The sequence below is a fragment of the Aequorivita antarctica genome (genome assembly GCF_007997155.1).
Classification (GTDB): Bacteria; Bacteroidota; Bacteroidia; order Flavobacteriales; family Flavobacteriaceae; genus Aequorivita; species Aequorivita antarctica.
In genome coordinates, this window is record NZ_VORT01000006.1 from 160,515 (window position 1) to 186,897 (window position 26,383).

Consider the following 26,383-nt stretch of genomic DNA (forward strand, 5'->3'; position numbering starts at 1 on the left):
GTTAACCATTTAAATTAGCAAATATGAAAAAAATTAAACTCCTTATAGCATTTGTATTTTATACACTTTTTATCAATGCACAAAGTGTTTACAATTTTGAAGCTGAGAATATTCCATATCAAAATTTAACGGGCAGTACCTCTCTAAACAATGGGGTTGTTTGGGATGATCCGGAATATACTATTCCACTCGGTTTTAGTTTTAATATAGCTACTTATACTTTTGATACTATATATATACTTGGATGGAGTACAGGTGGCTTAGTCTCCAGTAATCCTGTTGACGGAGATATTATCCCTATTTTTAACCCGATAGCACAAGATATAATAGATTTGGGATTTGACTCAGGAATTTCTGAATCGAATATTTCATATAAAACTGAAGGAGCAGCGGGAAGTAGAATTTTAAAGTTGGAATGGAACAATGTCGGTTTTTTTGGCGATTCAACAAGTGATGATTTTATGAATTTACAACTTTGGTTGTATGAGGGAAGTAATACGATAGAGTACCACTATGGTGCCAGTTCGATAAACAATCCACTAGAGTCTTTTGAAGACGAAACCGGACCGCTTATAAGTATGGGTACTTCTTATAACAGTTCTACGGACATATTAGAAGATAACGGTTATTTTCTTTCTGAAGATCCTATAGATCCTACCATAATTATCTTGCCGGCAGGAAATCAAGTTATGTTATCAGCTCTAGATGGAATGATGCCTAGTGGTTCTGTATATCGGTTTTTACAACAGCCATTGTCAGTTCCCAATTTTGATGATGTTCAATTTTTAGCATATCCTAATCCAGCGACCCATACTTTGAATTTTAAAACTACAGAAGAACAAAATCAGGTTTCAATATTCAATAGCGTTGGGCAATTGATTAAGCAAGTTACTAATGTTGCCGGTTCTTTAGATGTTTCAGAATTACAAAACGGAGTTTATTTTCTGCAGCTTGAAACTTCTGAGCGAATAGCAATTCAGAAATTTATAAAACAATAACCGCCAAGGTATTGATTAGAAATTTTAAAATTAAAAACAACCGCACAAAGGGATAAGCATTTTCGTTTATCCTTTTTTTTTATACTATTTTTGCAAAAGATTTTGAAAAAATGAATAATTGTCACCCTGAGCTTGTCGAAGGGCTGAAACCCTTCAAAGAATGAAATACCAAACACGAAAAAAAGCACTTATTTTACTAGCAGACGGAACCATTTTCTACGGAAAAGCAGTTGGGAACAAAGAAGGTTCAGCCTTCGGCGAAGTTTGTTTTAACACTGGAATGACCGGCTACCAAGAAATTTTCACAGATCCATCTTATTTCGGTCAAATTATGGTTGCCACAAATGCCCACATTGGGAATTATGGAACAAATAAAGAAGAGGTAGAATCTGAAGGCATAAAAATCGCAGGTTTGGTGGTGCGCAATTTTAGCTACCACTATTCCCGTCCCGCGGCTGATGATTCCTTAGAAGAATTTTTAAACAGAAATAATTTACTTGCAATTAGTGATGTTGATACGCGCGCTTTGGTAAGCTACATTCGCGACAATGGCGCAATGAATGCCGTTATTTCTACTGAAGTTGACAATATTGAAGGTTTGAAGAAGCAGTTGGCGGCCGTGCCAGATATGAATGGTTTGGAGCTCGCTTCAAAGGTTTCTACAAAAGAACCTTATTTCTTCGGCAACGAAAACGCGAAGTATAAAGTTTCAGCTTTGGATTTAGGAATAAAGAAGAATATTCTTCGAAATTTGGCGGAAAGGGACTGTTACATAAAAGTATTTCCCTACAACGCTCGTTTTACAGAAATGGAAGCTTTTAATCCGGATGGTTATTTTATTTCCAATGGTCCAGGCGATCCAGAACCGCTTCATAGCGCTATAGAAGTTGTAAAAACTATTTTGGAAAAAGAACTTCCAATGTTCGGTATCTGTTTGGGGCATCAAGTACTAGCCTTATCAAATGGCATTTCAACTTATAAAATGCACAATGGTCATCGTGGAATTAATCATCCCGTGATGAATCTGATAAGCGGCAAAGGCGAAATCACTTCACAAAACCACGGTTTCGCTATCAATAGGGAAGAAGCCGAAGCAAATCCGAATATAGAAATAACCCACGAGCATCTTAACGATCATACTGCAGCGGGAATACGTCTGAAAAACAAACCTGCTTTTTCAGTGCAGTACCATCCCGAAGCCAGTCCAGGACCACACGATGCTTCCTATCTTTTTGATCAATTCATAGAAAGTATTGAAAAACATAAATTTCAAACTACATAAAATATCAAACCTGACAGGTCTCCAAAACCTGTCAGGTTTTTTTAATTAAACTGTAAGCAAAAAAGAATAATCAATAAATTTTTATACAAATGAGCATCATTATAGACATCAATGCCCGACAAATCTTTGACTCTAGAGGAAACCCAACAATTGAGGTTGACGTAATTACCGAAAACGGTTTTATGGGCCGCGCTGCAGTTCCTTCTGGCGCCTCTACTGGAGAGCACGAAGCTGTTGAACTTCGCGATGGCGGAAAAGCATATATGGGTAAAGGTGTGTTGAAGGCTGTTGAAAATGTAAATGGCAAAATTGCAGGCACACTTTTGGGCGTTTCGGTTTTCGAGCAGGAACTTATTGATAAAATAATGATCGATTTGGACGGCACCAAAAACAAATCGAAACTCGGCGCCAATGCTATTTTGGGTGTTTCCTTGGCATGTGCAAAAGCTGCTGCCAACGAATTGGGAATGCCGTTGTATCGCTACGTGGGTGGTGTGAGCGCCAAAACACTTCCTGTGCCAATGATGAACATTATCAATGGCGGCTCGCACAGTGACGCTCCCATTGCGTTTCAGGAATTTATGGTCATGCCTATAAAAGCAAAGAACTTTACGCATGCCATGCAAATGGGTTCCGAAATTTTTCACAACCTTAAAAAGGTATTGCACGACCGTGGCTTAAGCACGGCTGTTGGAGATGAAGGAGGTTTTGCACCAACCTTGGATGGAACCGAAGATGCTTTGGATACCATTGCAAAAGCAACAAAAAAAGCCGGCTACAAATTAGGCGATGATGTTATGATTGCATTGGATTGCGCCGCTGCGGAATTTTATGTGAAGAAAAAATACGATTATACCAAGTTTGAAGGTGAAAAGGGAAAAGTGCGCACTTCAAAAGAACAGGCTGATTATTTAGCTGAATTGTGTGAAAAATATCCAATCATTTCAATAGAAGATGGTATGGACGAAAACGATTGGGAAGGTTGGAAATATCTGACTGAAAAGTTAGGCAATAAAGTACAATTGGTTGGTGACGATTTGTTTGTTACAAATGTTGAAAGACTTTCAAGAGGTATTTCTGAAAAAATAGCCAATTCAATTCTTATAAAAGTAAACCAGATTGGAACCCTAACAGAAACTATCGCTGCTGTAAACATGGCTCACAATGCTGGTTATACTTCTGTAATGAGTCACAGAAGTGGTGAAACTGAAGATAATACTATTGCAGATTTGGCGGTGGCGCTTAATTGCGGACAGATTAAAACTGGCTCTGCTTCAAGAAGTGATAGAATGGCGAAGTATAATCAATTGCTCAGAATAGAGGAACAATTGGGTGAAGTTGCCTATTTTCCGCAAAGAAATGCTTTCAAAATATAGCTTTATATGAATGAATTGAAAACCTCGTTAAAAGACGAGGTTTTTTTATTCCATAAATCACGGTAAAACTGACGATTTAAGGATTATTTAACCTAAGAATAGCCGTGAATGTTAAAAAAATCGCTTGAGATTTTGTAATTTAGCATTTCCGAATAAATTAAAAAAATACACTATATTTTATGACAAAGATGGCAACCCTCGAGATAGATGGTAAAAAATATGAGTTTCCCATTGTGGAAGGAACTGAAAATGAATTAGGAATAGACATAAAGAGTCTTCGTGCTGCGACTGGCGGTGTTGTTACTTTAGATCCAGGATATAAAAATACGGGTGCTTGCGAAAGTGCAATTACTTTTTTGGATGGGGAAAAAGGAATCTTGAGATACCGCGGATATGCCATTGAAGAGCTTGCCGAAAAAGCACATTTCTTAGAAGTATGCTACCTTCTTATTTTTGGTGAACTGCCAACCGAGCAACAGCTCAGTAAATTCCACACAGATATAAAAGCACAATCACATGTTGATGAAGATGTAAAACGAATTTTGGACGGTTTTCCAAAAGCCGCTCACCCTATGGGAGTTCTATCTTCTTTGACCTCTGCTTTGGTGGCGTTTAACCCTTCTTCGGTAAATGTGGACAGTGAAGAAGATATGTATAAAGCCATTGTGAAAATTCTGGGTAAATTTCCAGTGTTGACGGCTTGGACCTATAGAAAACGAATGGGACTTCCGTTGGATTATGGCGGAGATTCGTTGGGTTATGTGGACAATTTCTTGAAAATGATGTTCAAAAAGCCAAGTGGAGAATATACTACTAATGAAACCGTCTTGGAGGCTTTGGATAAATTATTAATCCTTCACGCAGACCACGAACAGAACTGTTCTACTTCAACCGTGCGTATTGTTGGTTCATCACATGCTGGTCTATTTGTTTCAATTTCTGCGGGAATTGCAGCGCTTTGGGGCCCGCTTCACGGAGGAGCTAACCAGGCAGTAATAGAAATGCTTGAAGCAATTAAGGAAGATGGTGGCGATACCAAGAAATTTATGGCAAAGGCAAAGGATAAGGATGATCCTTTCCGTTTGATGGGCTTTGGTCATAGAGTATACAAAAACTTTGATCCACGTGCAAAAATCATAAAAAAAGCAGCGGATGATCTTTTGGATAATTTAGGAATTGAGGATGATATTCTGGATATTGCTAAAGCTTTGGAAAAAGAAGCATTGGAAGATCCTTACTTCGTAGAAAGAAAATTATACCCTAACGTTGATTTTTACTCAGGTATTATTTACCGCGCATTAGGAATTCCTGTTGAAATGTTTACCCCAATGTTTGCTTTGGGCCGTTTACCAGGTTGGATTGCACAATGGAGAGAGATGCGTTTAAACAAAGAACCAATAGGTCGACCACGACAAATTTACACAGGTGAGAATCTTAGGGGCTTTGTACCTGTAGAAAAAAGATAAGACTAAATTTTAATATTTTTAAAAGCACTTCGGTATCGAGGTGCTTTTTTTATATTTGCTATATGATCAATTTAAACATCAACGACGAAATTTCAAGATTGCGAGCGGTAATATTAGGTCGTGCAGATAGCAATGGTCCGGTTCCAAAACTGGAAAATGCCTACGATCCAAAATCTGCTGAGCACATAAAAGCAGGGACTTATCCAACTGATGAAGATATGGTTGAAGAAATGGAGGCGGTTGCAGCTGTTTTTAAAAAATATGATGTAAAAGTTTACAGGCCGCATTCCATAAAAGATTACAACCAGATATTCTCTCGCGACATCGCTTTTGTTATTGAAGACAAATTCATAATCGCAAATATTCTTGACGACCGTTCTATGGAAATAGAGGCCATTGAGCATGTAATAACCCAAATTGATCCCTCAAAAATTATAGAATTTCCCGAAAATGCCCATATTGAAGGTGGAGATGTTATGCCCTGGGGCGACTATATTTTTGTGGGAACTTATTATGGGGAAGACTATCCCAGTTTTATTACCGCCCGCACAAATATGAATGCTGTGAAACACCTTCAAAAGCTGTTTCCTCATAAAAAGGTGAAATCTTTCAACCTTCGCAAAAGCAACACGGTCGCTGAAGACAATGCGCTGCATTTAGACTGCTGTTTTCAACCACTTGGCAAAGGAAAGGCAATCATTCACAAAGAAGGTTTCTTGGTTGAAGAAGAATATGAATGGCTCATTAATTTCTTCGGAAAAGAGAACTGTTTTCATATTACTAAAAACGAGATGTACAATATGAACAGCAATGTATTCTCTATTTCACCAGAGGTTGTCATTTCAGAAAAAAACTTCACCAGATTGAATACCTGGCTCCGTGAACAAGGTTTTACTGTGGAAGAAGTGCCTTATTCCGAAATTTCCAAACAGGAAGGGTTGCTTCGTTGTACAACGATGCCTCTTATTAGGGATTAATGTAGTTTCTTTTCTCCACGGACGACCAAAAAGCTATTATTTACGTATATAATTGTAATTAATTCTTTTAAAAGCTTCCGATGAAAATCATTACCACACTTATTTTTTCGCTATTTATTTTTTCGAGTAGTTTTTCACAGGGAAAAATTGATGGATTTTATAAAGGAAAAAACAGGGGTTCCCTGGTTTTGGGTTTTGGTTTTGAGGACCCAAAAAGCTACTTCGCAGGTACTGAGAAAATTAATTTAAGTCGAAATCTTTATTACATAAACCTATATGCTGCTTACGGAATAATCGATAATCTTGATGTAAACCTTTCATTGCCGTACTTAAGCAGTAATGATGAAAGTGATTTTCAGGATATTTTAATGATGCTGAAATATCGTTTTTTTCAATCTGCTACTGAAATCGGAAATCTTGAATTTAGCTTAGGCACAGGTTTCTCAACACCTGTTTCAGATTATAATGTTGGCGGATTGAATGATATTGGCCAACAAGCCACAATTATTGAAACCCGCGCCATGGCCCATTACAAATGGACTTCTGGTTGGTTTGCAACGCTGCAAACAGGTTTTTCTTTTAAATTTGAAGAAACCCCTAACAGCCTTCCGGTAACCTTCAAAACTGGAAAGGCAGCCGGCAATTGGTATTACGATGCTTTTTTCGATTACCAACATTCCTTTGGCGGGATTGATTATCGAGGAACACCCCGTCCGCAAAACTTCAAAGAGCTTGGCGTTGATTATCATAAAGTAGGGGGAACGCTGTATAGAACTCTTTCTGAAAACTTTGGGGCCGCATTAAATCTTTCGTATATTTTGAGTGGGCGAAACACCTTTCAAGGTCCAGCTTACGGTTTGTCAATAGTGTACAATTTGTAAGGCGTTGTAACTAATTGTAATTCACATTTAATACAACTCCAAGGGGTTATTTAACAAAAAAACCGCCCGCACTTTCACAAAAAATTAGTAAACTTGGCGTAGCAAAATTTTAACACTTTGAAAAATCGATTCTCCCTAATTTCATTATTGCTGTTTTTAACAGCCTTTTCCACCCTTACTGCACAACAAAAAGACATAACTCTTGAAGAAATTTGGAGTGGCGCTTTCCGCACCCAAGGACTTGATGTGCTACATTCCATGAATAATGGAAAGGAATATGCCGTTTTAAATTATGACAGGCAAAACAAGATTTCAACGGTAGATGTTTACGATTATAAAAGCGGTGAAAAGGCACGCACTCTTTTAAACAGTAAAGATTTAAAAGGAATTGATTTCGTTATTTCCTATGAATTCAATAAAGACGAATCAAAAATTCTTTTCACGACTGAACTGCAACAGATTTACCGTCGCTCTTCTTTGGGTACTTATTACGTTTACAATATAAAAACAAAAGACTTCAGTCTCGTTTCAACCAATAAAATTCAGGAACCTACTTTCAGCAATGACGGCAGTAAAATTGCTTATGGTTTTGAAAACAATCTTTACATAAAAGATTTGAATTCAGGTGAAACTTCGCAAATAACCACTGACGGCAAAAAGAATAGTATTATCAACGGTATTACAGATTGGGTTTATGAAGAGGAATTCGCCTTTGTCCGTGCTTTTGAATGGAGCACTGATGGCGACAAACTTGCCTATATAAAATTTGATGAGACCAATGCTCCCGAATACACCATGGATATTTATGGCAACAATCTTTACCCATCTGCAGACACCTTTAAATATCCAAAAGCGGGCGAGAACAATTCTAAAGTTTCTTTGCAACTTTATAACCTAGGCAATGGAAAAACTTCTACGGTGGATCTTTCAAAATACAACAGTTATTACATTCCACGGTTGCTTTGGACGGAAGACAATAATTTTTTGAGCGTTCAGCTTACCAATCGTCATCAAAACATCCTCGACTTGGTTTTTGTAGATGCTTCAAACAATTCGTCGAAATTAATTTTAGAGGAAAAGGACGCTGCCTATGTAGATGTTACAGACAATCTAACTTTTTTGAACAACAACAGCTTTTTCTGGACCAGTGAAAAAGATGGCTGGAACCACATTTATCAGTACGATAAAAATGGAAAGTTGCTCAATCAAGTAACCAAAGGCCCATGGGAAGTGACTTCTTATTACGGTTTTGACCAAAATACGGGTCGTGTTTACTACCAAAGTACCGAAAACGGAAACATCAACCGCGATGTATATTCCATATTGCCTTCCGGAAAAAACAAAGTGCGATTAACACAGCAAACAGGAACCAATGCAGCAGATTTCAGTTCAGACTACACCTATTTTATTGGTTCTTTTTCAGATGCAAATACCCCTTATGTTTTCACACTTAATGAAGCCAAAACAGGAAAAGTGCTTCGCGAAATAAAAAACAACAACGATTTAAAGAACGGCTTGGCTTCTTATAAAATCTCACCCAAAGAGTTTTCAACCATAAACATCAACGGCGAAGATTTAAATATGTATATGATAAAGCCTTTGGATTTTGATGAAACAAAACAATATCCGTTGTTTCTGTATCAGTATTCTGGACCAGGCTCGCAGAACGTTTCAAACAGTTGGAATGGCACCAATGACTATTGGCACCAAATGCTTGCTAACGAACAAGACATAATCATTGCTTGTGTAGACGGACGTGGAACAGGTTTTAAAGGAAGAGATTTTAAAAAGATGACCCAAAAGGAATTGGGTAAATATGAAGTGGAAGACCAAATAGCTGTTGCAAAAAAACTAAGTGAACTACCCTATATTGATGCATCCCGAACTGGAATTTGGGGCTGGAGCTACGGTGGTTTTATGTCTTCGAACTGTCTTTTTCAAGGTGCAGATACTTTTGAAATGGCCATTGCTGTTGCTCCAGTAACAAGTTGGAGGTTTTATGACAGTATTTATACTGAAAGATATATGCAGACTCCTCAGGAAAATCCTTCGGGTTACGATAACAATTCACCACTTTCACATGTGGATAAATTGAAAGGAAAATTCCTATTGGTTCACGGAAGCGCTGATGATAACGTGCATGTTCAGAACAGTATGCGCTTAATAGAAGCATTAGTGCAAGCCAACAAGCCATTCGACTGGCGTATTTACCCAGATAAAAATCACAGTATTTACGGTGGCAATACTCGTTTGCATCTTTACACTTTAATGACCGAGTTCATCAAGAAAAATTTATAAAAATCAACTAACTCTAACTAATACATAATTTTATGTCAGAAGCACTTCAATATCAAAAGCAAAAGGAATTATTTGGACATCCAGTAGGTCTTTATATCCTGTTTTTTACCGAAATGTGGGAACGTTTTTCCTATTACGGAATGCGTGCCATTTTGGTTCTTTACTTGGTTGCAGAAGCAAGTAGTGGCAACCCTGGTTTAGGCTGGACCAATGGAGATGCACTTTCACTTTACGGAACATACACGATGTTGGTTTATGTAGCTTCCATTCCTGGAGGTTGGATTGCCGATAAATTTTTAGGACAAAAACAGTCTGTGCTGATTGGTGGAATTTTACTGGTTTTGGGCCACGGTATTCTTTCTGTAGAAGAAATGTGGGCATTTTATACTGGTTTAGGACTTATTATCGCTGGGGTAGGGATGTTAAAACCAAATATTTCAACAATGGTTGGTGGTCTTTATAAGGCTGGCGATATTAGAAGAGACAAAGGTTTCACCATATTTTATATCGGTATAAACGTAGGTGCTTTTCTTTCAAGTCTAATTGTTGGTTATGTAGGTGAAGTTTATGGATGGCATTACGGTTTTGGGCTTGCCGCAATAGGAATGCTCTTGGGGTTGATTCAATATATGGCTGGACAAAAGCATCTTAAATATGTTGGAAACAACACTAATAACTCTCAAAATGAAGAGGAGAAAGCAGCAATGAAGAGACCGCTAAACAAAATTGAAAAAGATAGAATGATTGTATTGTTCATTTCTTTCATTTTGGTGATTGTATTCTGGGGTGCCTTTGAACAAGCTGGAGGTTTAATGAATATTTATGCTTCCGAAAAAACCAACCGAATGTTGATGGGTTGGGAGGTACCTGCTTCTTGGTTCCAATCTTTAAATGCACTTTTCATTATTATTTTAGGTACAAGTGTTGCTGCCTATTGGGCTCATAGAAAGTTGAAAGGAAAAATTTCAACTTCCCTTTTTAAAATGTGTCTCGGATTAATAATAATGGGTACCGGTTTCTTTTTTATGACAGGAGCAGCGGCTCAATATAACGCCGATGGATCATCAGCTATGTATTGGTTAGTTGCGGCATATTTATTCCATACAGTTGGAGAGCTATGTTTATCTCCGGTTGCACTTTCATATATTACCAAATTAGCTCCGTTGAAATATGCCTCACTTATGATGGGGGTTTATTTTGCAATGACAGGTTTTGGAAATAAAGTTGCCGGACTTTTGGGTGAATCAGCCTCAGATTTGGGAGAATATACAGTATTTACTGGAATTGCAATTTTCTGCGTAGTCTTCGGGTTTTTGGTAATGTTAGTTAGAAAGAAATTGGAAAAACTGACCCATGGAGCAGAAGACAACGAACGTGAAATTAATGACGATAACGAGCCATATGAATTGGCAGATCCAGATTTCAACAAAGGCAATTAATTTTTTGAAGTAAATTAACCAAAGCATAAGCTGATGAATACCGATATAGAAAATCTGTTTAAAGACAAAGTTTTAGGACATCCCGCGGGACTTTTTATACTTTTCTTTACCGAAATGTGGGAGCGTTTTTCCTTCTACGGAATGAGAATCCTTTTAGTGCTGTTTTTGACGGCACCGCTACTTACCGATAATCCTGGATGGGATTGGCCACGGGAACACGCATTGGCACTTATTGGCACTTATGCTTCGCTACTGTATTTAACCCCAATCATTGGTGGTTGGATTGCAGATAAAATAACTGGTTACAGAATGGCAGTGGTTATTGGTTGTGTAATAATGACTTTGGGCCACGCTTCTATGGCTATGGAGACAACGGCTTCATTTTATTTAGGTCTTGCGCTTTTGGTTATTGGTACAGGTTTCTTTAAACCGAATATTACTTCCATCATCTCTGAAATGTACAAAGGCAAAGAGTCCAAAAAAGACGGTGCTTATACCATTTTCTATATGGGCGTAAATGCAGGGGCATTCTTCGGAATGATGCTTTGTGGTTATTTGGCCGAAAATTACGGTTGGGCTTGGGGCTTTGGTCTTGCAGGTATCTTTATGTTCTTTGGAATGCTTCAATTTTTAATGGCGCATAAAATATTTGGTGATATTGGTGCGAAACCTTCCAAGGTACACGAGGTGGAAATACCTCAAAATATAAATGAAGAAAGACCTGAACTGCGCAAAGAGGAAGAAGAAATTGCAATCAAGTTGAACCCTTTCACAATGTTTGATTATGTGCTGATTGTGCTGTCTTCGGTTGGTGGTTTGTTATATCTTTTCAACGATCCATTGGAAAAAATTTATGACACATCATTAGTGCCTTTTGAAATAGGTGGAATGAATGGGACCAATATTGTGGTGCTTGCAGCTTTGGCAATGTTCTTAATATTATTGGTTACCCGAATAGCGCGTTATTTACCAATAGTAAGAGATAGATTAATTGCCGTTTCTATCTTTGGTCTATTCACCGTATTCTTTTTTGCATTTTTTGAACAATCTTTGGGTTCCATGACCCTTTTTGCACAGGATTATACCAATAGGGAACTTTCAGGGAATTCTGCCATTATTTTCAAAATTGTGGATGCTCTTTTAACTACTGTCCCCTTAATTATTATTTCTTGGGTAATCTACTTGCTTGTTAAAAAGACCCATAATAGAATACTTATATCTAACGTTGCACTTGTGCTAGCATTTATAGGTATTTGGGGGCTAGTAATATTTAGATTGTACGATAAGTTCAGTCAAACTGAGTTGGAAGTAGATGCCACTTGGTTTGGGATTTTAAACTCATTCTTCATCATTACATTGGCGCCTATATTTTCAAAATGGTGGGAAAGCAAATACAACCCAAGTGCTGCTGTAAAATATGGAATTGGTTTAATTCTATTGGGATTGGGCTTTGCAATTCTTTCTTACGGTGCTTCAGACATTCCTCCGGGAGCAATGACCGCCAAAGTGAGTATGATTTTCCTTATTTTAGCTTATTTGATGCACACTATGGGCGAGCTCTGTCTTTCTCCATTAGGACTGTCCTATTTAAGTAAATTGGTGCCAGCGCGTATGATTGGGTTTATGTTTGGCGTTTGGTATCTTGCTATAGCAGTTGGCCAAAAAGCTGCAAATACTATGGGGGGAATGATTGATAAAATTTCGGCAGAATATTCCATGGGAACATTCTTTTTGATATTTACCTTAATTCCAATTGCAGTAGGAATAATTTCCATGCTTTTAAACCCTGTGTTGAAAAAATTAATGCACGGCATTCGTTAAAACACAATACTTTATACAATAAAAGCGTTCCTTTTTGTGGAACGCTTTTTGTTTTATTATTTTGGAATTTTTAAAAAGATTTAGATGAAAAATATTTTACTGTTTGTTTTTTTATTGACCATTGGTTCGGTTAATTCTCAGGAAATTAACTGGCTGACAATGAATGAGGCCATTGCGGCGCAAAAAAAGGAACCCAAAAAGATTTTTATGGATGTTTACACCACATGGTGCGGTCCGTGCAAAATGCTCGATAAAAATACTTTTAGCGATAAAGAAGTTATTGAGTACGTTAACAAAAACTATTACGCAGTAAAGTTTAATGCCGAAGGTACTGAGAAAGTGGATTATCAGGATTTTGTCTATACAAACCCAAACTATCAGGCAGAAAGAAAAGGAAGGAATTCACAACATTTGTTTGCGCACGCATTAAAAGTAAATGCATACCCAACTGTTGTTTTCTTTAAGGAAAACGGTGATCTTATTCAGGCAGTACCTGGGTATAGAACACCTCAGCAACTGGAGATTTTTCTAAAAATGATCCACAGCGATGATTATTTGAAAATTACCACAACGGAGGCTTGGGAGGATTATCAAAAAGATTTTAAATACACATTTTAGGATAGCATTTTCGGTTTCATATTCGGGCTATTCTATTGGGAAAGCTCCTTGTTTGGCAGTATGGCTGAATGGGAGCTTTTTTAATTTGCAGGTTTTTTCCCAGCGTTTTACATACGTATAATAGTTGCTCCCATCAGCAATAATCTGTTTTGGTTTTAAGCTATCTATCAGTCTGTTGAGGTTTACTTTTGGACTATGGGTGAGCAAAAGTGTGTGGATTTTTTTTTGCTTTGGAAAGACGCCCAGACTATCCAATACCAGTATGTTTTTGTTATTAAATTGAAATAATTGGGGAAGTTTTTCTTCAGAATATGTTTCAATATTAATTGCGGTTTTAAATGATTTTATAGGATAGTTTTCAGCATTGTTTTTAGTTGAATCATTTCGAAAAAGTAAAAGATCCTTCCCGTTTTTATAGCCTAGAAGCGTCTGCTTGCTTTTCTGAAAAATGACTAATTGGTTCGATGAAGTTATTAATTCATCATAAATATAAATTGTTATAAATGCTGAAATTGCCAATAAAGAAGCCACCAATCTGCGGTACTTCATTTTCATTAAAAACATTGACAAAAGAATAATCAATACATACGCTCCAACAACTTTTAGGGATGAAAAGTGAATATTTTTGAATAGAAATTCATCTTGCAACGCAACCCAATGTATAAAGCCGTTGAGTCCCTCAATCAAAAAGTTATAGCTTGAAGCTAGCCAGTCTGGTAGGATTTCTAACGTAGCCATTAGTACTATAAGAATTCCACCGCACATCAAAATTGTCAAAAAGGGCAATACTACAATATTGGTCACTAAAAACAAACCGGGAAATTGATGAAAATAATACAGGCTTAATGGCAGGACGCCAATTTGCGCACATACGGTAACGGCCAATATTGTCCATATTTTACGGACAATCCAGTATTTTGAATAACCAGCTTTATAGAAAAGAGGAAGCAGCCAAACAATAAAAAATACAGCCAAATAACTCAACTGAAACCCAAGCTGAAACAACCAAAGTGGGTTAATGATTAAAAGAGCCAAAAACGAAAGGAACAATGTATTTATCGAATTTGTTTCACGATCGAAAAGTTTGGCAAATGCAAAAAAGCTAAACATAGTTACCGCTCGTGTAACTGAAGGTGAGAGGCCAGAAAGCAAGGCAAAACCCCAAAGAAGTAGAACAATCAAAACAGATTTAAAAAACACACCATATTTTCCTTTGGACAATGGTTTGAAAACAAATGCGAGTATTACATACAGTATCCCCACATGCAGCCCAGAAACGGCCAAAATATGCACAGCTCCAGCAGCTGCATATTCGTTATACAAATTTTTGTCAATGTCTTTCTTTTCACCCAAAACCAGTGCTTGAATTATAGCGCGTTCATCGGTTTTCAGGTTTGTTTTTTGAAGTTTTTCTACAATCCCAGCACGAAGGTTTTGAGCCGCTCCCATTAAGGTTGGGGTTCCTTGCGCTGTTTTTAAAATTTCTTTTTCAGCAATGCGTAATTGACCGTAAACCCCAAGCGATTTCATATATTTTGAATAATCAAATTGATGTGGATTCAGCGGTTTTGAGATTTCGGAAATGGTGGTGTAGACCAATAAAATTTCATCGGCTGAAAATGATTTTTTTAAAGAATCTTTGGAAACATTCAGCAGTAATTTTCCTTGTGTAGCTATGCCATTTATTGCGTTTACCTCCGCAAAATATTTCAAATTGAATTTATCAGGTTTTAGGTTTTGAGTGATTTTCAACTGTAACAATTCCGCTTTATTTTCAGCTGCATAATGCGAATAATGATATTGTTGAAACTGTGGTAATCTTATTTGATAACTGAAATAACCACTGGCAAAAAAGCATAAATAGGTAACAATTCCGAAGTAAACGTTTTGAATCAATTGCCTTCGGGCCCATAGCCATAGCACTGCTACTCCAAAAAGAAGTGCCAAAAGATATTTCAATAGAAAAGTTGAAGTAGGGAAAAAATGCGAAGTGAGAATTCCCAAAACCAGAAAAACTGAAAACTTTACGACTGCGAAGTTTATGAATTTCATCTGAAACCTTTTTTAGTTTATAGAGGTCAGATGGAATTCGCCAATATTAATTATGTTATAGAAAACATATTTGGGAATTGCTCATTTAATACCCCAAGACTTAAGTAAAACCTTAAATCAATTGGAGAGAATAAACTTAAAAGTAGAAAATATTTCTCAGAAAAGCAAAAATTGCTAAAAGGAAGATTGCTATGCTAAATAACCCGTCTAACCTCTACAAAAGCTTTTTTCCAGTAATCTTCATCGAGTGATGAAATAATAACACCGGCTTGCGTTGTGGAGTGGATAAATTTTACTTCGCCACGTTTTGCTTCTACTACCAAACCCACGTGGGTTATGGTGTTTTTGCGACTCGTTTTGAAAAAGACTAAATCGCCCTCCTCAATATCTTTAAAGGAAATAAGAATCCCTTTGGTGGCCATGTCCCGCGATATTCGGGGCAATGTAATATTTTCTTTCTGGAAAGCTGTATATACTAATCCGGAGCAATCCATTCCTGCATCTGTGGTGCCGCCAAATTTATATTTTGTGCCTTGAAAGGTTTTGGCGTAATCAATTATTCCTTTCTTTATTGTCTTCGGGCTTTCCTCATTGTTTGTGCCTTCGCTTTCTTCTTCATTTTTTCGTACGGAAACCTTATCGTTTTTATGCGGATTCACTTTCCGCACTGTTTTCGTTTCATTTTTGCCAATAATCGCTTCAGGAACTTTGCCCGTGTTCTTCGTGCTTCCGCAGGAAATAAGGAATAATGCGAAAAAAGAAAGGAGCAGTAGTTTTTTCATCAATGGAAGAATAGTAAATTAATGTTTAAAAATATGAAATTTTATTTACTTCTTGATTGTTGAATGGATTAGTTTGGCTGTGTTTTCACTTGCACCACGCCCACCGAGTGCATTTTCGAGATCGTAGTAATCCAAAAACATTGTGGCGCGTTTGTAGGGATCCAGAATATTGGTCAATTCCCCTTTCAGCCTTTTTTTGTTGAAGTCGGTTTGAATAAGTTCAGTTACAACCATTTTATTGAGAATTAAATTCACCAATGAAATATAGTCCAATTTAATAACGCGTTTTGCAATTTCATACGAAACCCGACTGCCTTTATAACAAACTACTTGTGGCACTTTAAACAGTGCGGTTTCCAAGGTGGCGGTTCCTGAAGTAACCAGCGCTGCATGAGAAATACTCAAAAGGTCATAAGTTTTATTGGTAACAAAATGTACGTTTTTGGTGCTTAGAAATGTTTCATAAAACGATTTCTCTTGGCTTGGCGCACCTGCAATAACAAATTGATATTCCTTGAAATCTTTAGCAACAGAAATCATTATTTCCAACATTTTTTTTATTTCCTGCTTTCGGCTTCCGGGAAGCAATGCTATAATGGGACGTTCGTCTAGTGCGTTTTCTTTTTTGAAAGTTTCTGGGTCAACTTGCTTTTGGTTGTAGATAGCGTCAATCAACGGATGACCCACAAAATGTACGGGGAAGTTGTGTTTTTCTTCATAAAAATCCTTTTCAAAAGGGAGGATTACATACATTTCGTCCACATCGCGTTTTATTTCTTTGATGCGGCCTTCTTTCCAAGCCCAGATTTGTGGGGAAATGTAATAATGTGTTTTATAGCCTTTCTGTCGCGCCCATTTAGCGATGCGAAGGTTAAAGCCTGGATAGTCTATAAAAATAATTACATCAGGGTTGAAGGCTTCGATGTCTTTTTTGCAGAATTTAATATTCTTCAGAATGGTGCCAAGATTTATCACCACTTCGGCGAAGCCCATAAATGCTAAATCACGGTAATGTTTTACCTCAATCCCGCCAGCAGCCTTCATCAAATCGCCACCCCAAAAACGGAAGTCAGCTTCAGTGTCTTCCTTTTTTAGGGCTTTCATTAAATTGGCTCCGTGTAAATCCCCGGATGCTTCGCCTGCTATGAGGTAGTATTTCATTGGTTTTGGTTAGAGGGTTGCAGGTTGCAAGTTAAAGGTTGTGCTGCAATAAAACTTGCAACTACCAACTTGTAAGCTGAAACTACTTTAGTACATTCTGAATCAATATATCAAAAAATTCTGTCAACGTCATTCCTGCTTCGCGGGCTTGTTTTGGAATAATACTTTCTGTTGAAAGCCCTGGGTTGGTGTTTATTTCCAAGAAATAGGGCTTTCCTTTCTCTATGATGAATTCACTGCGGGTGATGCCTTTCATATTCAGTAATTTATAGATACGAATAGCTTCTTTCTTGACCATTTCTGTTTCTTCTTCTGAAATTCTGGCAGGGGTTATTTCCTGTGACTTCCCAAGGTATTTGGCTTCGTAATCGAAGAATTCGTTTTCTGAAACAATTTCGGTCACTGGTAGCGCAATTATTTCTTTCCCATTATTATAAACGCCTACGGAAACCTCAATTCCCACTATAGCCGTTTCAATGATTATTTCAGTATCTTCTGTAAATGCCTTTTCAATTGCAGGCATTATTTCATTCATATTGTTCACTTTACTAATGCCAAAACTAGAACCGGAACGATTTGGTTTTACGAAACAAGGTAGGCCCGTTTTTAGTATAACTTCATCCAGATTGATTTCGGTGCCTTCGTTCACATAATATGAATTTGCAGCGCGAACGCCGAAGTTTTTTAAAACAGAAAGACAATCACGTTTGTTGAAACTTAGTGCAGCTTGATAATAATCCGTACTGGTGTGCGGAATTCCCAGCAATTCCCAATAGGCCTGTAAATAACCATCTTCGCCTGGAGTGCCGTGAATGGTGTTGAAAACAGCATCGGGGTGAATAGTTTCGGTGCCATTATTAAAACTGAAATCAGCTTTGTTTACCGGATGTTTTGTGCCGTTTTTGGCAACGAAGTACCAGCCTTCTTCCAAAATATGGATCGGATACACTTCATATTTGCTTTTATCGAGGGCGTTGCAAACCACTCCGCCACTGTTTATCGAGATTTCAAACTCGCTGGAATAGCCGCCCATGGCAACGGCAATATGTTTTTTACCCATAACAATTGATTACGTGTTTTCCGAAAACTTTTTAATAAATTAGGAAAACCTGCGTTTACAAAAGTATTAAAAAGTTGGAGTTGTCCGTTATCAGTTATCAGTTATCTGTTGACAATGGATTCAATCTCGATTTCGATTTCAATTTCAACAAAAGATACTACCTTTGGGCTTTAAATTTTTGCGCATTAACAAACAAACGTATGACTTTTTTCCAGTTCGTGTTTTCCAAGACATTTTTGAAGCAGTTGCTCTTGGCTATTGTTGCACTTCTAGTTTTGGCATTTTTGATTTTATGGTGGTTACGTTTTAGTACAAACCACAATGAAACGATAGAAGTGCCTAACCTCGCCAAAATGTCATTGGACAAAGTAGAGGAAGTGTTGGATGAAATGGATCTTCGGTATGAAATTTTGGATTCGGCAAATTATAATCCAGAATATCCAAAGTATTCTGTGATAGAGCAGATTCCAAAATCTGGAAAATTTGTAAAGGAAAACCGTAAACTTTATTTAACGCTAAACCCATCAGGATTTAGAAAGATTGAGGTGCCCGATGTTTTGGGCCGCACCCGTCGCCAAGCCGAGCCAACCTTGTTAGCTATGGGCTTTAAAATAGGAAAAATAAGTTTTAGCCCACATATTAGCGACAATGTTTTGGAAATGCGCTATAAAGGCGAAAAGCTCGTCCCGGGCACCCCGCTTCAAAAGACATCGATAATAGATTTGATCGTGGGTGATGAATCGCTTAACAGAATTCAATCTAATGAAGAATCAACGAGTGGCGATGAAGAGGCTCCCGTTGAAAATGAAGAAAAGAACAATGGCGAATTTTAAGGAAGAAGAAATAGAAGAAACTGACGGTAGCGATGATCTTTATGAGCATTTCCGTTTTAAAGCAGATAAAGGGCAGGGCGCACTCAGGGTTGATAAATATCTGATGAACTTGATTGAGAAAGCCACCCGAAACAAAATACAAAAGGCTGCAACGGCTGGAAATATTCACGTTAACGGCCTTCCCGTAAAATCAAACTACAAAGTAAAAGGCAATGATGTGGTGACGGTGCTTTTTGAGCATCCGCCGTATGAATTTCTTTTAGTGCCCGAAAACCTTCCGATAGATATAGTTTACGAAGACGATACCGTACTTGTAGTGAATAAACAACCAGGAATGGTTGTGCATCCAGGGCATGGCAATTATAGCGGAACGCTGATAAATGCGTTGACTTATCATTTCGAAAACCTTCCAAATAATTCCAGTAATCGCCCCGGACTTGTCCACAGAATAGACAAAGACACTAGCGGATTATTAGTAGTTGCAAAAACGGAGGAAGCGATGACGCATCTTGCCAAACAGTTTTTTGATAAAAGCACGGAGCGTGAATACGTGGCGCTGGTTTGGGGAAATGTTGAGGAAGATGAAGGGACTATTGAAGGCAACATTGGCCGTCACCCGAAAAACCGTTTGCAGAACACAGTTTACGAGAACGATGACGAAGAAAAAGGAAAGCCAGCTGTTACGCACTATAAAGTTTTGGAACGTTTGGGCTATGTAACCTTTGTTTCTTGCCGTTTGGAGACTGGCCGCACCCACCAAATCCGTGTGCATATGAAATACATAGGCCATACGCTTTTCAATGACGAACGTTACGGGGGCGAAAAGATATTGAAAGGAACAACTTTCACTAAATACAAGCAGTTTGTGGATAATTGTTTTAAGGTATTGCCACGGCAAGCTTTACACGCCAGAACACTTGGATTTGTTCATCCCGTTACTAATGAATTTATGCGTTTTGAATGTCCCATTCCCGAAGATATAGAAGCATGTTTAGAGAAGTGGCGGAATTATTCGCAGAACTTTAAAGAGTAATTGCCAAGTCGAGCAGAGGTCTCGACTGCGCTCGACCGGACAATTAATTATTTTAATTCTTCACCCACTTCGCGGTAGAAGTATGCTTTCCATCAGAAATAGTTACGAAATACAGACCGCTGTTTAAATGTTTCAGATTAAAAGTGGAGGTTGTTTCCAGATTTCTTTCTTCAGAAAAAACTAGCTTTCCATCTATGCTGTAAATCTTCACTTTTGCGTTTTGCATTGCTGAAGGAATTGTAAATGTCAGGATGCCTTCCGAAGGGTTAGGGAATATACTTATCACTGGAGCAGTGCTAAACTCTGCAATTCCAATAGGGATTTCAAGTTCCACAAGACCGTCGCGGGTATTGTCGCCTTTATAGCCGTTTCGCTTAATGGTGTTTGGATTGTAGGGTACGTTCAGGTTGTAAACATTCACGAAGGTGGAATCAACACCAGCGCCAAAGGTTAGGGTGTAACTGTTTGCAGTAAGATCTAACATGCCATCATTGTCCACATCGCCTAAAACGGCTCCATTTAAAAAAGTATAACCGTGTGGTCTTAATGGAAAACCAGCAACTTCACCGCTACCATCTAGGGAGTAGGCATGGATAAAACCTTCACCTGCGGCATCTGTGATAACGCTTGGGAATACAATATCTAAAATGTCATCGCCATTAACATCTGCAATAGAGAGTACCCCTTCGGTGCCGCCGTATTTTTCTATGGGGAAGTTAGGTAAGTTGTTACCCCCTGGGTCTAGGCCATAGATTGTGGGTAATGGGTCGCCTACTGTGCTACTTGTGTTTCTGTCTGACATAAAGATTTCAAAAATACCGTCATTGTCCACATCCAATACCGTTGCGGGGGAATAGGTCCAACCGCCAAGCGCAATAGGCCAGCCTGCTTTGTAGCTACCGTCGTGTTCCATAACATAGAAACCGGCAGCATCGCCGTGGTTGCTTCCTATTATTTCCAAATCGCCGTCGCCGTCTAGGTCTGCAAGGATAGGGGACTGGTATGAATAGTTTACCGTTGGGTCAAACACTGGGAAACCAGGAAATACTTGCCCTTGGTTATCAAAAATGTACATGCCTGCAGATGAAGCGGCTATTACTACGTCATTGTTTCCGTCGTTGTCAACATCGCCTATGGAGGGAGTGAAAGCGGGCGTAGCACCTACTTCTACGGGCCAATTGGCGTTGAGAGGTGTGCCGTCCATTTTGATGACGTGCACAAAACCTTGAACACCAGTTACGCGTTCCCCGGTTACGATGTCTAAAATGCCATCGCCATCTACATCTGCGGCGGTTGGGGCGTTTATCATCCAGTGGTCATCAAAATTTAAAGGCCAACCAGGCAGGTCGTTGCCCAAAGGGTCTAAGAGATAGACTCGGCCTGCATTGGGGACTCCACCTGTGTTTAGGATAATTTCTAAGGTACCGTCACCATCTAAATCCACAACAGTAGGTGGGAGCAGGATAGTACCGCTTACGGGTTTTTCCCAGAGAATAGAGCCGTCGCCTTCTAAAGCGTAGAGGGTATTCCATATTCCGTAGAGTATTTCGTCTACACCGTCATTGTCTATATCTGCTAAAGTTGTACCGCGGCTGTTTTTGATGTTGGGGTGTGCTGGTTCGCCAAAACGCCATAGCTGGTCAAATACTTGGGTTTGTTCTTGGTTGTAATAGTTTTCAGGTAGGGTAACGGTTTCAACCGAAATGGTGCCATCTTCGTTTAAGCTGGCCATTTTGCCTTGTTGTTGAGCGGTGGCAATAGTTACTATTCCGAGAAAAAGTAAAGACAAGAAGGTAATTGTTTTTTTCATGAGATTGGTTTTTGAAATTCTTATCTATAAAGTTAATGATAAATGTAGGGTTTTAAAAACCTTCGAGTATTGATTATCGAAAAATGCTCTGCATATAATTCTATACTTCAGTACAGAAAATTAGATTCAAATTGAAGTTTATTTGAAAATGGGAATGAATTTGCTTGGAAAAACTTCTCTTAACAAAATGTTAAAGTTCCTTAATTCTTGCTCTTTTTAGAAAGGCAAAAGAAGGAAAAATGGGGAATCCGTTTATATTTACCGACCGATAAATTTCAGTGCTTTTTGGTGGTTATTTATCGTATTTGTTAATATAAAAATCCCTCTTTCTAATGAAAAAATTAATTATTTCCTTTCTCCTTGCTGCTTTTGTTTTGCCTATGCAGGCCAATGAAGGCATGTGGTTTTTAATGCACATTGAGCGGTTGAACTATCGCGATATGCAAAAAATGGGCCTTCAACTTACGCCCGAAGAAATTTACAGTATCAACCATGCCAGTCTTAAGGATGCCATAGTACAGTTTAACCGTGGCTGTACTGCCGAGATTATTTCGGACAGCGGATTGGTGCTGACCAACCATCACTGTGGTTATAGCTCTATTGCCGAGCTTTCTACCGCTGAAAATGATTACTTGACCAATGGTTTTTGGGCAGGGAATCAGGGGGAGGAATTAAAGCCGAAAAAGCTTTCCGTTCGCTTTTTTGTGAGAATGGACGATGTTTCAAAGCGCATTTTGAACTTGGTGAATGATACTATGACCGAAGCCGAACGCGAAGCAACCATAAATCGTGAGATTGCCAAGATTGAGCAAGAAAATAACGAAGGTGGAAAATTTACTGTTTCAGTGAAATCTTTTTATCAAGGGAATGAGTTTTACTATTTCGTATATCAAGATTATAACGATGTGCGTTTGGTTGGAACTCCACCTGCGAGCATAGGAAAATTTGGTGGCGATACCGACAACTGGGAATGGCCGAGACATACTGGCGATTTTTCACTTTTTAGAGTATATGCCGATAAGGACGGTAATCCTGCGGAATATTCAAAAGACAACGTACCGCTTAAGCCTAAATATCACTTGACCACAAGCATTAAAGGTTTTGAGGAAAATGATTTCGCCATGATTATGGGTTATCCGGGAAGAACCAACCGCTGGATGCCTTCGGGAGGAATTGAGCAAAACGTAAAATACGCATATCCCGCTTGGGTAGAGGCTTCAAAAACGTCTATGGATGTGATGAAGAAGTATATGGACAAGGATCAGCAGGTAAAACTTGACTATGCCTCAAGTTATGCCTCCACTGCCAATTATTGGAAAAACCGCCAAGGAATGATTGATGCACTTACGCAGCATAAAACTGCAGAAAGCAAACGCAAGGACGAACAGGCTTTTCAGAAATGGGCTTCCAAAAAAGAAAACAAAAAGTATGCAGATGTAATGTCTGTTATCAATAATTATTACAGTAAAACCAACGAGAACAGCAGGCATAACAATTATATAGGTCTGTTGTTAAGAACCAGAATGGCGAGCATTCCATACCGTTTGGGCAATGATATAAACTATTATTTGCAACAGAACGAAGCAAAGCAGGCGGAAATGAAACCTAAATTGGATGCAGAGATCGATGATTTTTATGAAGGGCTTTATCTTCCTTTAGAGAAAGACGTATTGGCGGCACAGCTTAAACTTTATTCCACAAAAGCTAAGGATATTGCACCGATGGTGGCTCAAGCTGCTTCGGCAAACAACAAAACTGAGGCAGGTTGGAAAAACTATATAGACACTGCTTTTAAAAACAGCATTTTTGAAACAAAGGAAAAGGTACAAGCTTTTATGGCAGCGCCAAATGCTGCCATTTTAAAGGACGATCCACTCTTTCAGCTTTCAACTGATTTGATGACGCGCTACCGCTATAAATCTGAAGAAGAAAAACAGTTGGACAATGATTTTGAACACGCTTACAGATTGATGGTGGAGGGAATACGATTACAAAATCCTGATGGGAAATATTATCCCGATGCCAACAGTACATTACGCCTTACTTATGGAAAGGTAATTTCCTTGCCTGAGGATAAACGGAACGATGCCAATAAAAATTACTATACCACCTTAAAAGGCACGGTTGCAAAATATCAACCAGGGGATGATGAATTTGATATGCCCAAGAAGTTGATCGATCTTTATGAGAAAAAGGATTTCGGGCAGTATGCTGACAAAGATTGCTATTTACCCGTAAACTTTTTGACCGATAATGATATTACCGGTGGAAACTCTGGTTCTCCGGTATTGAACGGAAAAGGGGAGTTGATAGGTTTGGCTTTTGACGGAAACATTGAAGCCATGGCTGGAGATGTTATTTTTGATGATCAACTGCAGCGCACCATCAATGTTGATATTCGTTATGTATTATTTTTGATTGATAAATACGCAGGGGCAAGTCATATTATTGATGAGCTGACATTGGCGAAATAATTTTTTAAGGCAACCTAGAAGTTGCATTTCTTTAAAACCCCCACAAATCCAATAACTAAGGATATGTGGGGGTTTCTTTATTCCTTACGTAAAGTTGTTTTTTGGATTAAGTTTTCTATCGCACTGGTTTTAAGTTAATTATCGCTATCATTTAATTAGTTGTGCTTTAAAATTGCTTACCTTAGTATTTGCTTAAACTAATAAATTAAACTCATTTATCATGAAAAGAAATACCTTCTTCTGGATTATCTTTTTAATATTGATAATCCTCTTAATTTTATGGTTATGGAAGTGTAATAACCAAACTGATCCTAATGATCCCACTCTGGAAACCCGACGTGCTAAAAGCAGTACGGTGGAGGCCCATAAAGTAAGTGGGGCACAATATCCTCCTTTTACGCCTATGGAGGAAGACAAAAATGACGATAAGGCTTATGAAGTACCCAATGGACCTATTCGCGGGGATTTAAAACCTCATTTTCAGAAAATCGATCTAAAAGAAATTGCTTTGGATAGCCTTGGTAACCCAACAAACCCACCTGGGGCTGCTGTTGATTTTTATCAATTTGACAACGAAGGCACCGGAAATGGCGTAAATATGACCCCTGATGTAAATGCGGCGGCAAATTCCAATGTGGTATTGTATTCTTATAATTCAAAAGTGCGGCTTTCCTTGGACAGCGGTAACACCTTTACGACCATTGACCCAACCACCATTTTCCCCAGCGGCCCCGTGAACGATGCTTCAGGGACAAACATAAGTAATGGGTTTTGTTGCGACCAGATTATACAATACGTCCCGTCTATTGACCGGTTTATTTGGTTTATGCAGTTTTGTGGCAACGGAGCCAACTGTTTGGGGGGTACCAATATAATAAGGGTTGCTGCGGCTAGCACCGCAGACGTGATCAACTCCAATGCCACTGCTTGGACCTATTGGGACATTACCAGCACACAAGTGGGTGCAACCACAGGGGCATTAGATTATCCTGATGTATCTGTCGGCGATAATTCAATTTATATTAGCAGTGATGCGGTTGGTACTGGGTTGATTGTGATGCGTCTGCCGTTACGTGAAATCAGTGTGGGTTCTGGATTTACCTTTTGGTTTACCCAAGCTACTGATGGCGGCAATGCTTACGGAGGCCACGTTAGCCAAAATACAGGAAACGAAATTTTTTGGGCGGGCCATGTTAGTAATAGTAAAATGCGGTTGTTCTCTTGGAAGGAATCGGAAAATACTTATTACTGGAGAGATAGGAATGTCAATTCCTGGACACAGGCTTACAGCTCCAATACTCCTTCGGGAATAAACTGGCTGTCATTTGGTTTCCCTGGAAATGCAGTTATTGGCCTCACACGAAGGAGTGGTGAAGTTTGGTATGCATGGAATGCGGGCGCAGGGGGAGGATTTTCAAATGCCCAGATACAGGTAGTGAAAGTTCGTAGATCTGATTGGTCTGTTATTGAACAAATGCAGATTTGGAATGATGACTATGCCTTTGCATATCCTTGTTTTTCGACCAACAGCGATGGGGAAGTTGGCATCTCACTGGGTTGGGGCGGCGATACTACGGAAGCCCATCACGCAGCAGGTTTTATGGGAGACTTTGTGGTTTATTATCCAAGATTGAGTACAAGTTCAGTTGGCAGATATGGCGATTACACCAGTATAAGGAGATATAGCCCCAATGGAAGAATGTTTGATGCCGCGGGCTATACCACCCAAAACAACCCTCCACCCGGTGGGCAATTTCAAGATGTGCATTATATATTGTTTGGACGTCCGGGTTCACAGAATGATGATGGTGGAAATGGCGGAACTAAATAAGATTTAATAGTTAACACCAAATACACTTTGTAAAATAAAAACACCCCGCATTGAAAAATGTAGGGTGTTCTTATTTCAAAGAAGGCCGGATCTTTTATTCTTTCTTTTTCAGAAAACAAAATTGTGTTATCTATTAAAACCAATATTATGATAATGGTTTTTAATGAATATTAATCATGTAAATTTGGCCA

At 38.6% G+C, this 26,383-nt stretch carries 19 protein-coding genes; 14 read left to right on the forward strand and 5 right to left on the reverse strand.

Annotation, left to right across the window (positions count from 1 at the left end):
* The first annotated feature begins 23 nt into the window (after window positions 1-23).
* From ESU54_RS10205 to ESU54_RS10250, 10 genes are all read left to right on the forward strand, one after another.
* Entirely contained in the window at window positions 24-998 is a 975-nt protein-coding gene (locus ESU54_RS10205) for a T9SS type A sorting domain-containing protein (protein ID WP_111844204.1), read from the forward strand.
* Between the two features lie 160 nt (window positions 999-1,158).
* Window positions 1,159-2,280 (forward strand): glutamine-hydrolyzing carbamoyl-phosphate synthase small subunit, encoded by a 1,122-nt coding sequence (gene carA, locus ESU54_RS10210; RefSeq protein WP_111844203.1) that lies wholly within the window; start codon window positions 1,159-1,161, stop codon window positions 2,278-2,280.
* A gap of 89 nt (window positions 2,281-2,369) precedes the next feature.
* Window positions 2,370-3,656, forward strand: coding sequence for a phosphopyruvate hydratase (eno, locus tag ESU54_RS10215; RefSeq protein WP_111844202.1), 1,287 nt, complete (start codon window positions 2,370-2,372; stop codon window positions 3,654-3,656).
* A gap of 179 nt (window positions 3,657-3,835) precedes the next feature.
* Window positions 3,836-5,122, forward strand: a complete 1,287-nt coding sequence (locus ESU54_RS10220; RefSeq protein WP_111844201.1) for a citrate synthase — start codon at window positions 3,836-3,838, stop codon at window positions 5,120-5,122.
* 62 nt (window positions 5,123-5,184) lie between these two features.
* Complete coding sequence (locus ESU54_RS10225; protein WP_111844200.1) at window positions 5,185-6,099, forward strand: dimethylarginine dimethylaminohydrolase family protein; 915 nt, start codon at window positions 5,185-5,187, stop codon at window positions 6,097-6,099.
* Between the two features lie 80 nt (window positions 6,100-6,179).
* A complete protein-coding gene (locus ESU54_RS10230) occupies window positions 6,180-6,980 on the forward strand; it encodes a transporter (RefSeq protein WP_111844199.1) in 801 nt (266 codons plus the stop codon).
* Between the two features lie 117 nt (window positions 6,981-7,097).
* The gene (locus ESU54_RS10235; protein WP_111844198.1) at window positions 7,098-9,278 is read left to right on the forward strand and encodes a S9 family peptidase; all 2,181 of its coding nucleotides are present in this window, start codon (window positions 7,098-7,100) and stop codon (window positions 9,276-9,278) included.
* Between the two features lie 32 nt (window positions 9,279-9,310).
* A complete protein-coding gene (locus ESU54_RS10240; RefSeq protein WP_111844197.1) occupies window positions 9,311-10,717 on the forward strand; it encodes a peptide MFS transporter in 1,407 nt (468 codons plus the stop codon).
* A gap of 33 nt (window positions 10,718-10,750) precedes the next feature.
* Window positions 10,751-12,538, forward strand: a complete 1,788-nt coding sequence (locus tag ESU54_RS10245) for a peptide MFS transporter (RefSeq protein WP_111844196.1) — start codon at window positions 10,751-10,753, stop codon at window positions 12,536-12,538.
* 84 nt (window positions 12,539-12,622) lie between these two features.
* Window positions 12,623-13,156, forward strand: coding sequence for a thioredoxin family protein (locus tag ESU54_RS10250; protein WP_111844195.1), 534 nt, complete (start codon window positions 12,623-12,625; stop codon window positions 13,154-13,156).
* 27 nt (window positions 13,157-13,183) lie between these two features.
* On the opposite strand, the gene ESU54_RS10255 is transcribed toward ESU54_RS10250, so the two are convergent.
* From ESU54_RS10255 to ESU54_RS10270, 4 genes are all read right to left on the reverse strand, one after another.
* Complete coding sequence (locus ESU54_RS10255; protein ID WP_111844194.1) at window positions 13,184-15,208, reverse strand: ComEC/Rec2 family competence protein; 2,025 nt, start codon at window positions 15,206-15,208, stop codon at window positions 13,184-13,186.
* A 194-nt stretch (window positions 15,209-15,402) separates the two neighbouring features.
* The gene (locus tag ESU54_RS10260; RefSeq protein WP_111844193.1) at window positions 15,403-15,990 is read right to left on the reverse strand and encodes a C40 family peptidase; all 588 of its coding nucleotides are present in this window, start codon (window positions 15,988-15,990) and stop codon (window positions 15,403-15,405) included.
* 45 nt (window positions 15,991-16,035) lie between these two features.
* Window positions 16,036-17,151, reverse strand: a complete 1,116-nt coding sequence (lpxB, locus tag ESU54_RS10265) for a lipid-A-disaccharide synthase (RefSeq protein WP_111844192.1) — start codon at window positions 17,149-17,151, stop codon at window positions 16,036-16,038.
* 82 nt (window positions 17,152-17,233) lie between these two features.
* Complete coding sequence (locus ESU54_RS10270; RefSeq protein WP_111844191.1) at window positions 17,234-18,211, reverse strand: D-alanine--D-alanine ligase; 978 nt, start codon at window positions 18,209-18,211, stop codon at window positions 17,234-17,236.
* A gap of 200 nt (window positions 18,212-18,411) precedes the next feature.
* Between ESU54_RS10270 and ESU54_RS10275 the strand changes: the two genes are divergently transcribed.
* The gene (locus ESU54_RS10275; protein WP_111844190.1) at window positions 18,412-19,044 is read left to right on the forward strand and encodes a PASTA domain-containing protein; all 633 of its coding nucleotides are present in this window, start codon (window positions 18,412-18,414) and stop codon (window positions 19,042-19,044) included.
* Window positions 19,031-20,077 carry an RluA family pseudouridine synthase gene (locus ESU54_RS10280; RefSeq protein ID WP_111844314.1) on the forward strand — a complete coding sequence of 349 codons (1,047 nt, stop codon included), beginning with the start codon at window positions 19,031-19,033 and terminating at the stop codon, window positions 20,075-20,077. Before ESU54_RS10275 ends, ESU54_RS10280 begins: the two co-directional genes overlap by 14 nt.
* 52 nt (window positions 20,078-20,129) lie before the next feature.
* Here ESU54_RS10280 and ESU54_RS10285 read toward each other — a convergent pair whose 3' ends face one another.
* Window positions 20,130-21,887, reverse strand: coding sequence for a T9SS type A sorting domain-containing protein (locus tag ESU54_RS10285; RefSeq protein ID WP_111844189.1), 1,758 nt, complete (start codon window positions 21,885-21,887; stop codon window positions 20,130-20,132).
* Between the two features lie 332 nt (window positions 21,888-22,219).
* On the opposite strand from ESU54_RS10285, the gene ESU54_RS10290 reads away from it, so the two are divergent.
* Together ESU54_RS10290 and ESU54_RS10295 are read left to right on the forward strand one after the other, a co-directional pair.
* Window positions 22,220-24,361, forward strand: a complete 2,142-nt coding sequence (locus tag ESU54_RS10290) for a S46 family peptidase (RefSeq protein WP_111844188.1) — start codon at window positions 22,220-22,222, stop codon at window positions 24,359-24,361.
* Between the two features lie 220 nt (window positions 24,362-24,581).
* Window positions 24,582-26,192, forward strand: coding sequence for a hypothetical protein (locus tag ESU54_RS10295; RefSeq protein WP_111844187.1), 1,611 nt, complete (start codon window positions 24,582-24,584; stop codon window positions 26,190-26,192).
* The last annotated feature ends 191 nt before the right edge of the window (window positions 26,193-26,383 follow it).

What these genes read in the sequence shown, in the direction of transcription:
- ESU54_RS10205 (WP_111844204.1), top strand. Translation starts at nt 24, where the DNA reads ATGAAAAAAATTAAACTCCTTATAGCATTTGTATTTTATACACTTTTT.
- carA (WP_111844203.1), top strand. Translation starts at nt 1,159, where the DNA reads ATGAAATACCAAACACGAAAAAAAGCACTTATTTTACTAGCAGACGGA.
- eno (WP_111844202.1), top strand. Translation starts at nt 2,370, where the DNA reads ATGAGCATCATTATAGACATCAATGCCCGACAAATCTTTGACTCTAGA.
- ESU54_RS10220 (WP_111844201.1), top strand. Translation starts at nt 3,836, where the DNA reads ATGACAAAGATGGCAACCCTCGAGATAGATGGTAAAAAATATGAGTTT.
- ESU54_RS10225 (WP_111844200.1), top strand. Translation starts at nt 5,185, where the DNA reads ATGATCAATTTAAACATCAACGACGAAATTTCAAGATTGCGAGCGGTA.
- ESU54_RS10230 (WP_111844199.1), top strand. Translation starts at nt 6,180, where the DNA reads ATGAAAATCATTACCACACTTATTTTTTCGCTATTTATTTTTTCGAGT.
- ESU54_RS10240 (WP_111844197.1), top strand. Translation starts at nt 9,311, where the DNA reads ATGTCAGAAGCACTTCAATATCAAAAGCAAAAGGAATTATTTGGACAT.
- ESU54_RS10245 (WP_111844196.1), top strand. Translation starts at nt 10,751, where the DNA reads ATGAATACCGATATAGAAAATCTGTTTAAAGACAAAGTTTTAGGACAT.
- ESU54_RS10250 (WP_111844195.1), top strand. Translation starts at nt 12,623, where the DNA reads ATGAAAAATATTTTACTGTTTGTTTTTTTATTGACCATTGGTTCGGTT.
- ESU54_RS10255 (WP_111844194.1), bottom strand. Translation starts at nt 15,208, where the DNA reads ATGAAATTCATAAACTTCGCAGTCGTAAAGTTTTCAGTTTTTCTGGTT.
- ESU54_RS10260 (WP_111844193.1), bottom strand. Translation starts at nt 15,990, where the DNA reads ATGAAAAAACTACTGCTCCTTTCTTTTTTCGCATTATTCCTTATTTCC.
- lpxB (WP_111844192.1), bottom strand. Translation starts at nt 17,151, where the DNA reads ATGAAATACTACCTCATAGCAGGCGAAGCATCCGGGGATTTACACGGA.
- ESU54_RS10270 (WP_111844191.1), bottom strand. Translation starts at nt 18,211, where the DNA reads ATGGGTAAAAAACATATTGCCGTTGCCATGGGCGGCTATTCCAGCGAG.
- ESU54_RS10275 (WP_111844190.1), top strand. Translation starts at nt 18,412, where the DNA reads ATGACTTTTTTCCAGTTCGTGTTTTCCAAGACATTTTTGAAGCAGTTG.
- ESU54_RS10280 (WP_111844314.1), top strand. Translation starts at nt 19,031, where the DNA reads ATGGCGAATTTTAAGGAAGAAGAAATAGAAGAAACTGACGGTAGCGAT.
- ESU54_RS10285 (WP_111844189.1), bottom strand. Translation starts at nt 21,887, where the DNA reads ATGAAAAAAACAATTACCTTCTTGTCTTTACTTTTTCTCGGAATAGTA.
- ESU54_RS10290 (WP_111844188.1), top strand. Translation starts at nt 22,220, where the DNA reads ATGAAAAAATTAATTATTTCCTTTCTCCTTGCTGCTTTTGTTTTGCCT.
- ESU54_RS10295 (WP_111844187.1), top strand. Translation starts at nt 24,582, where the DNA reads ATGAAAAGAAATACCTTCTTCTGGATTATCTTTTTAATATTGATAATC.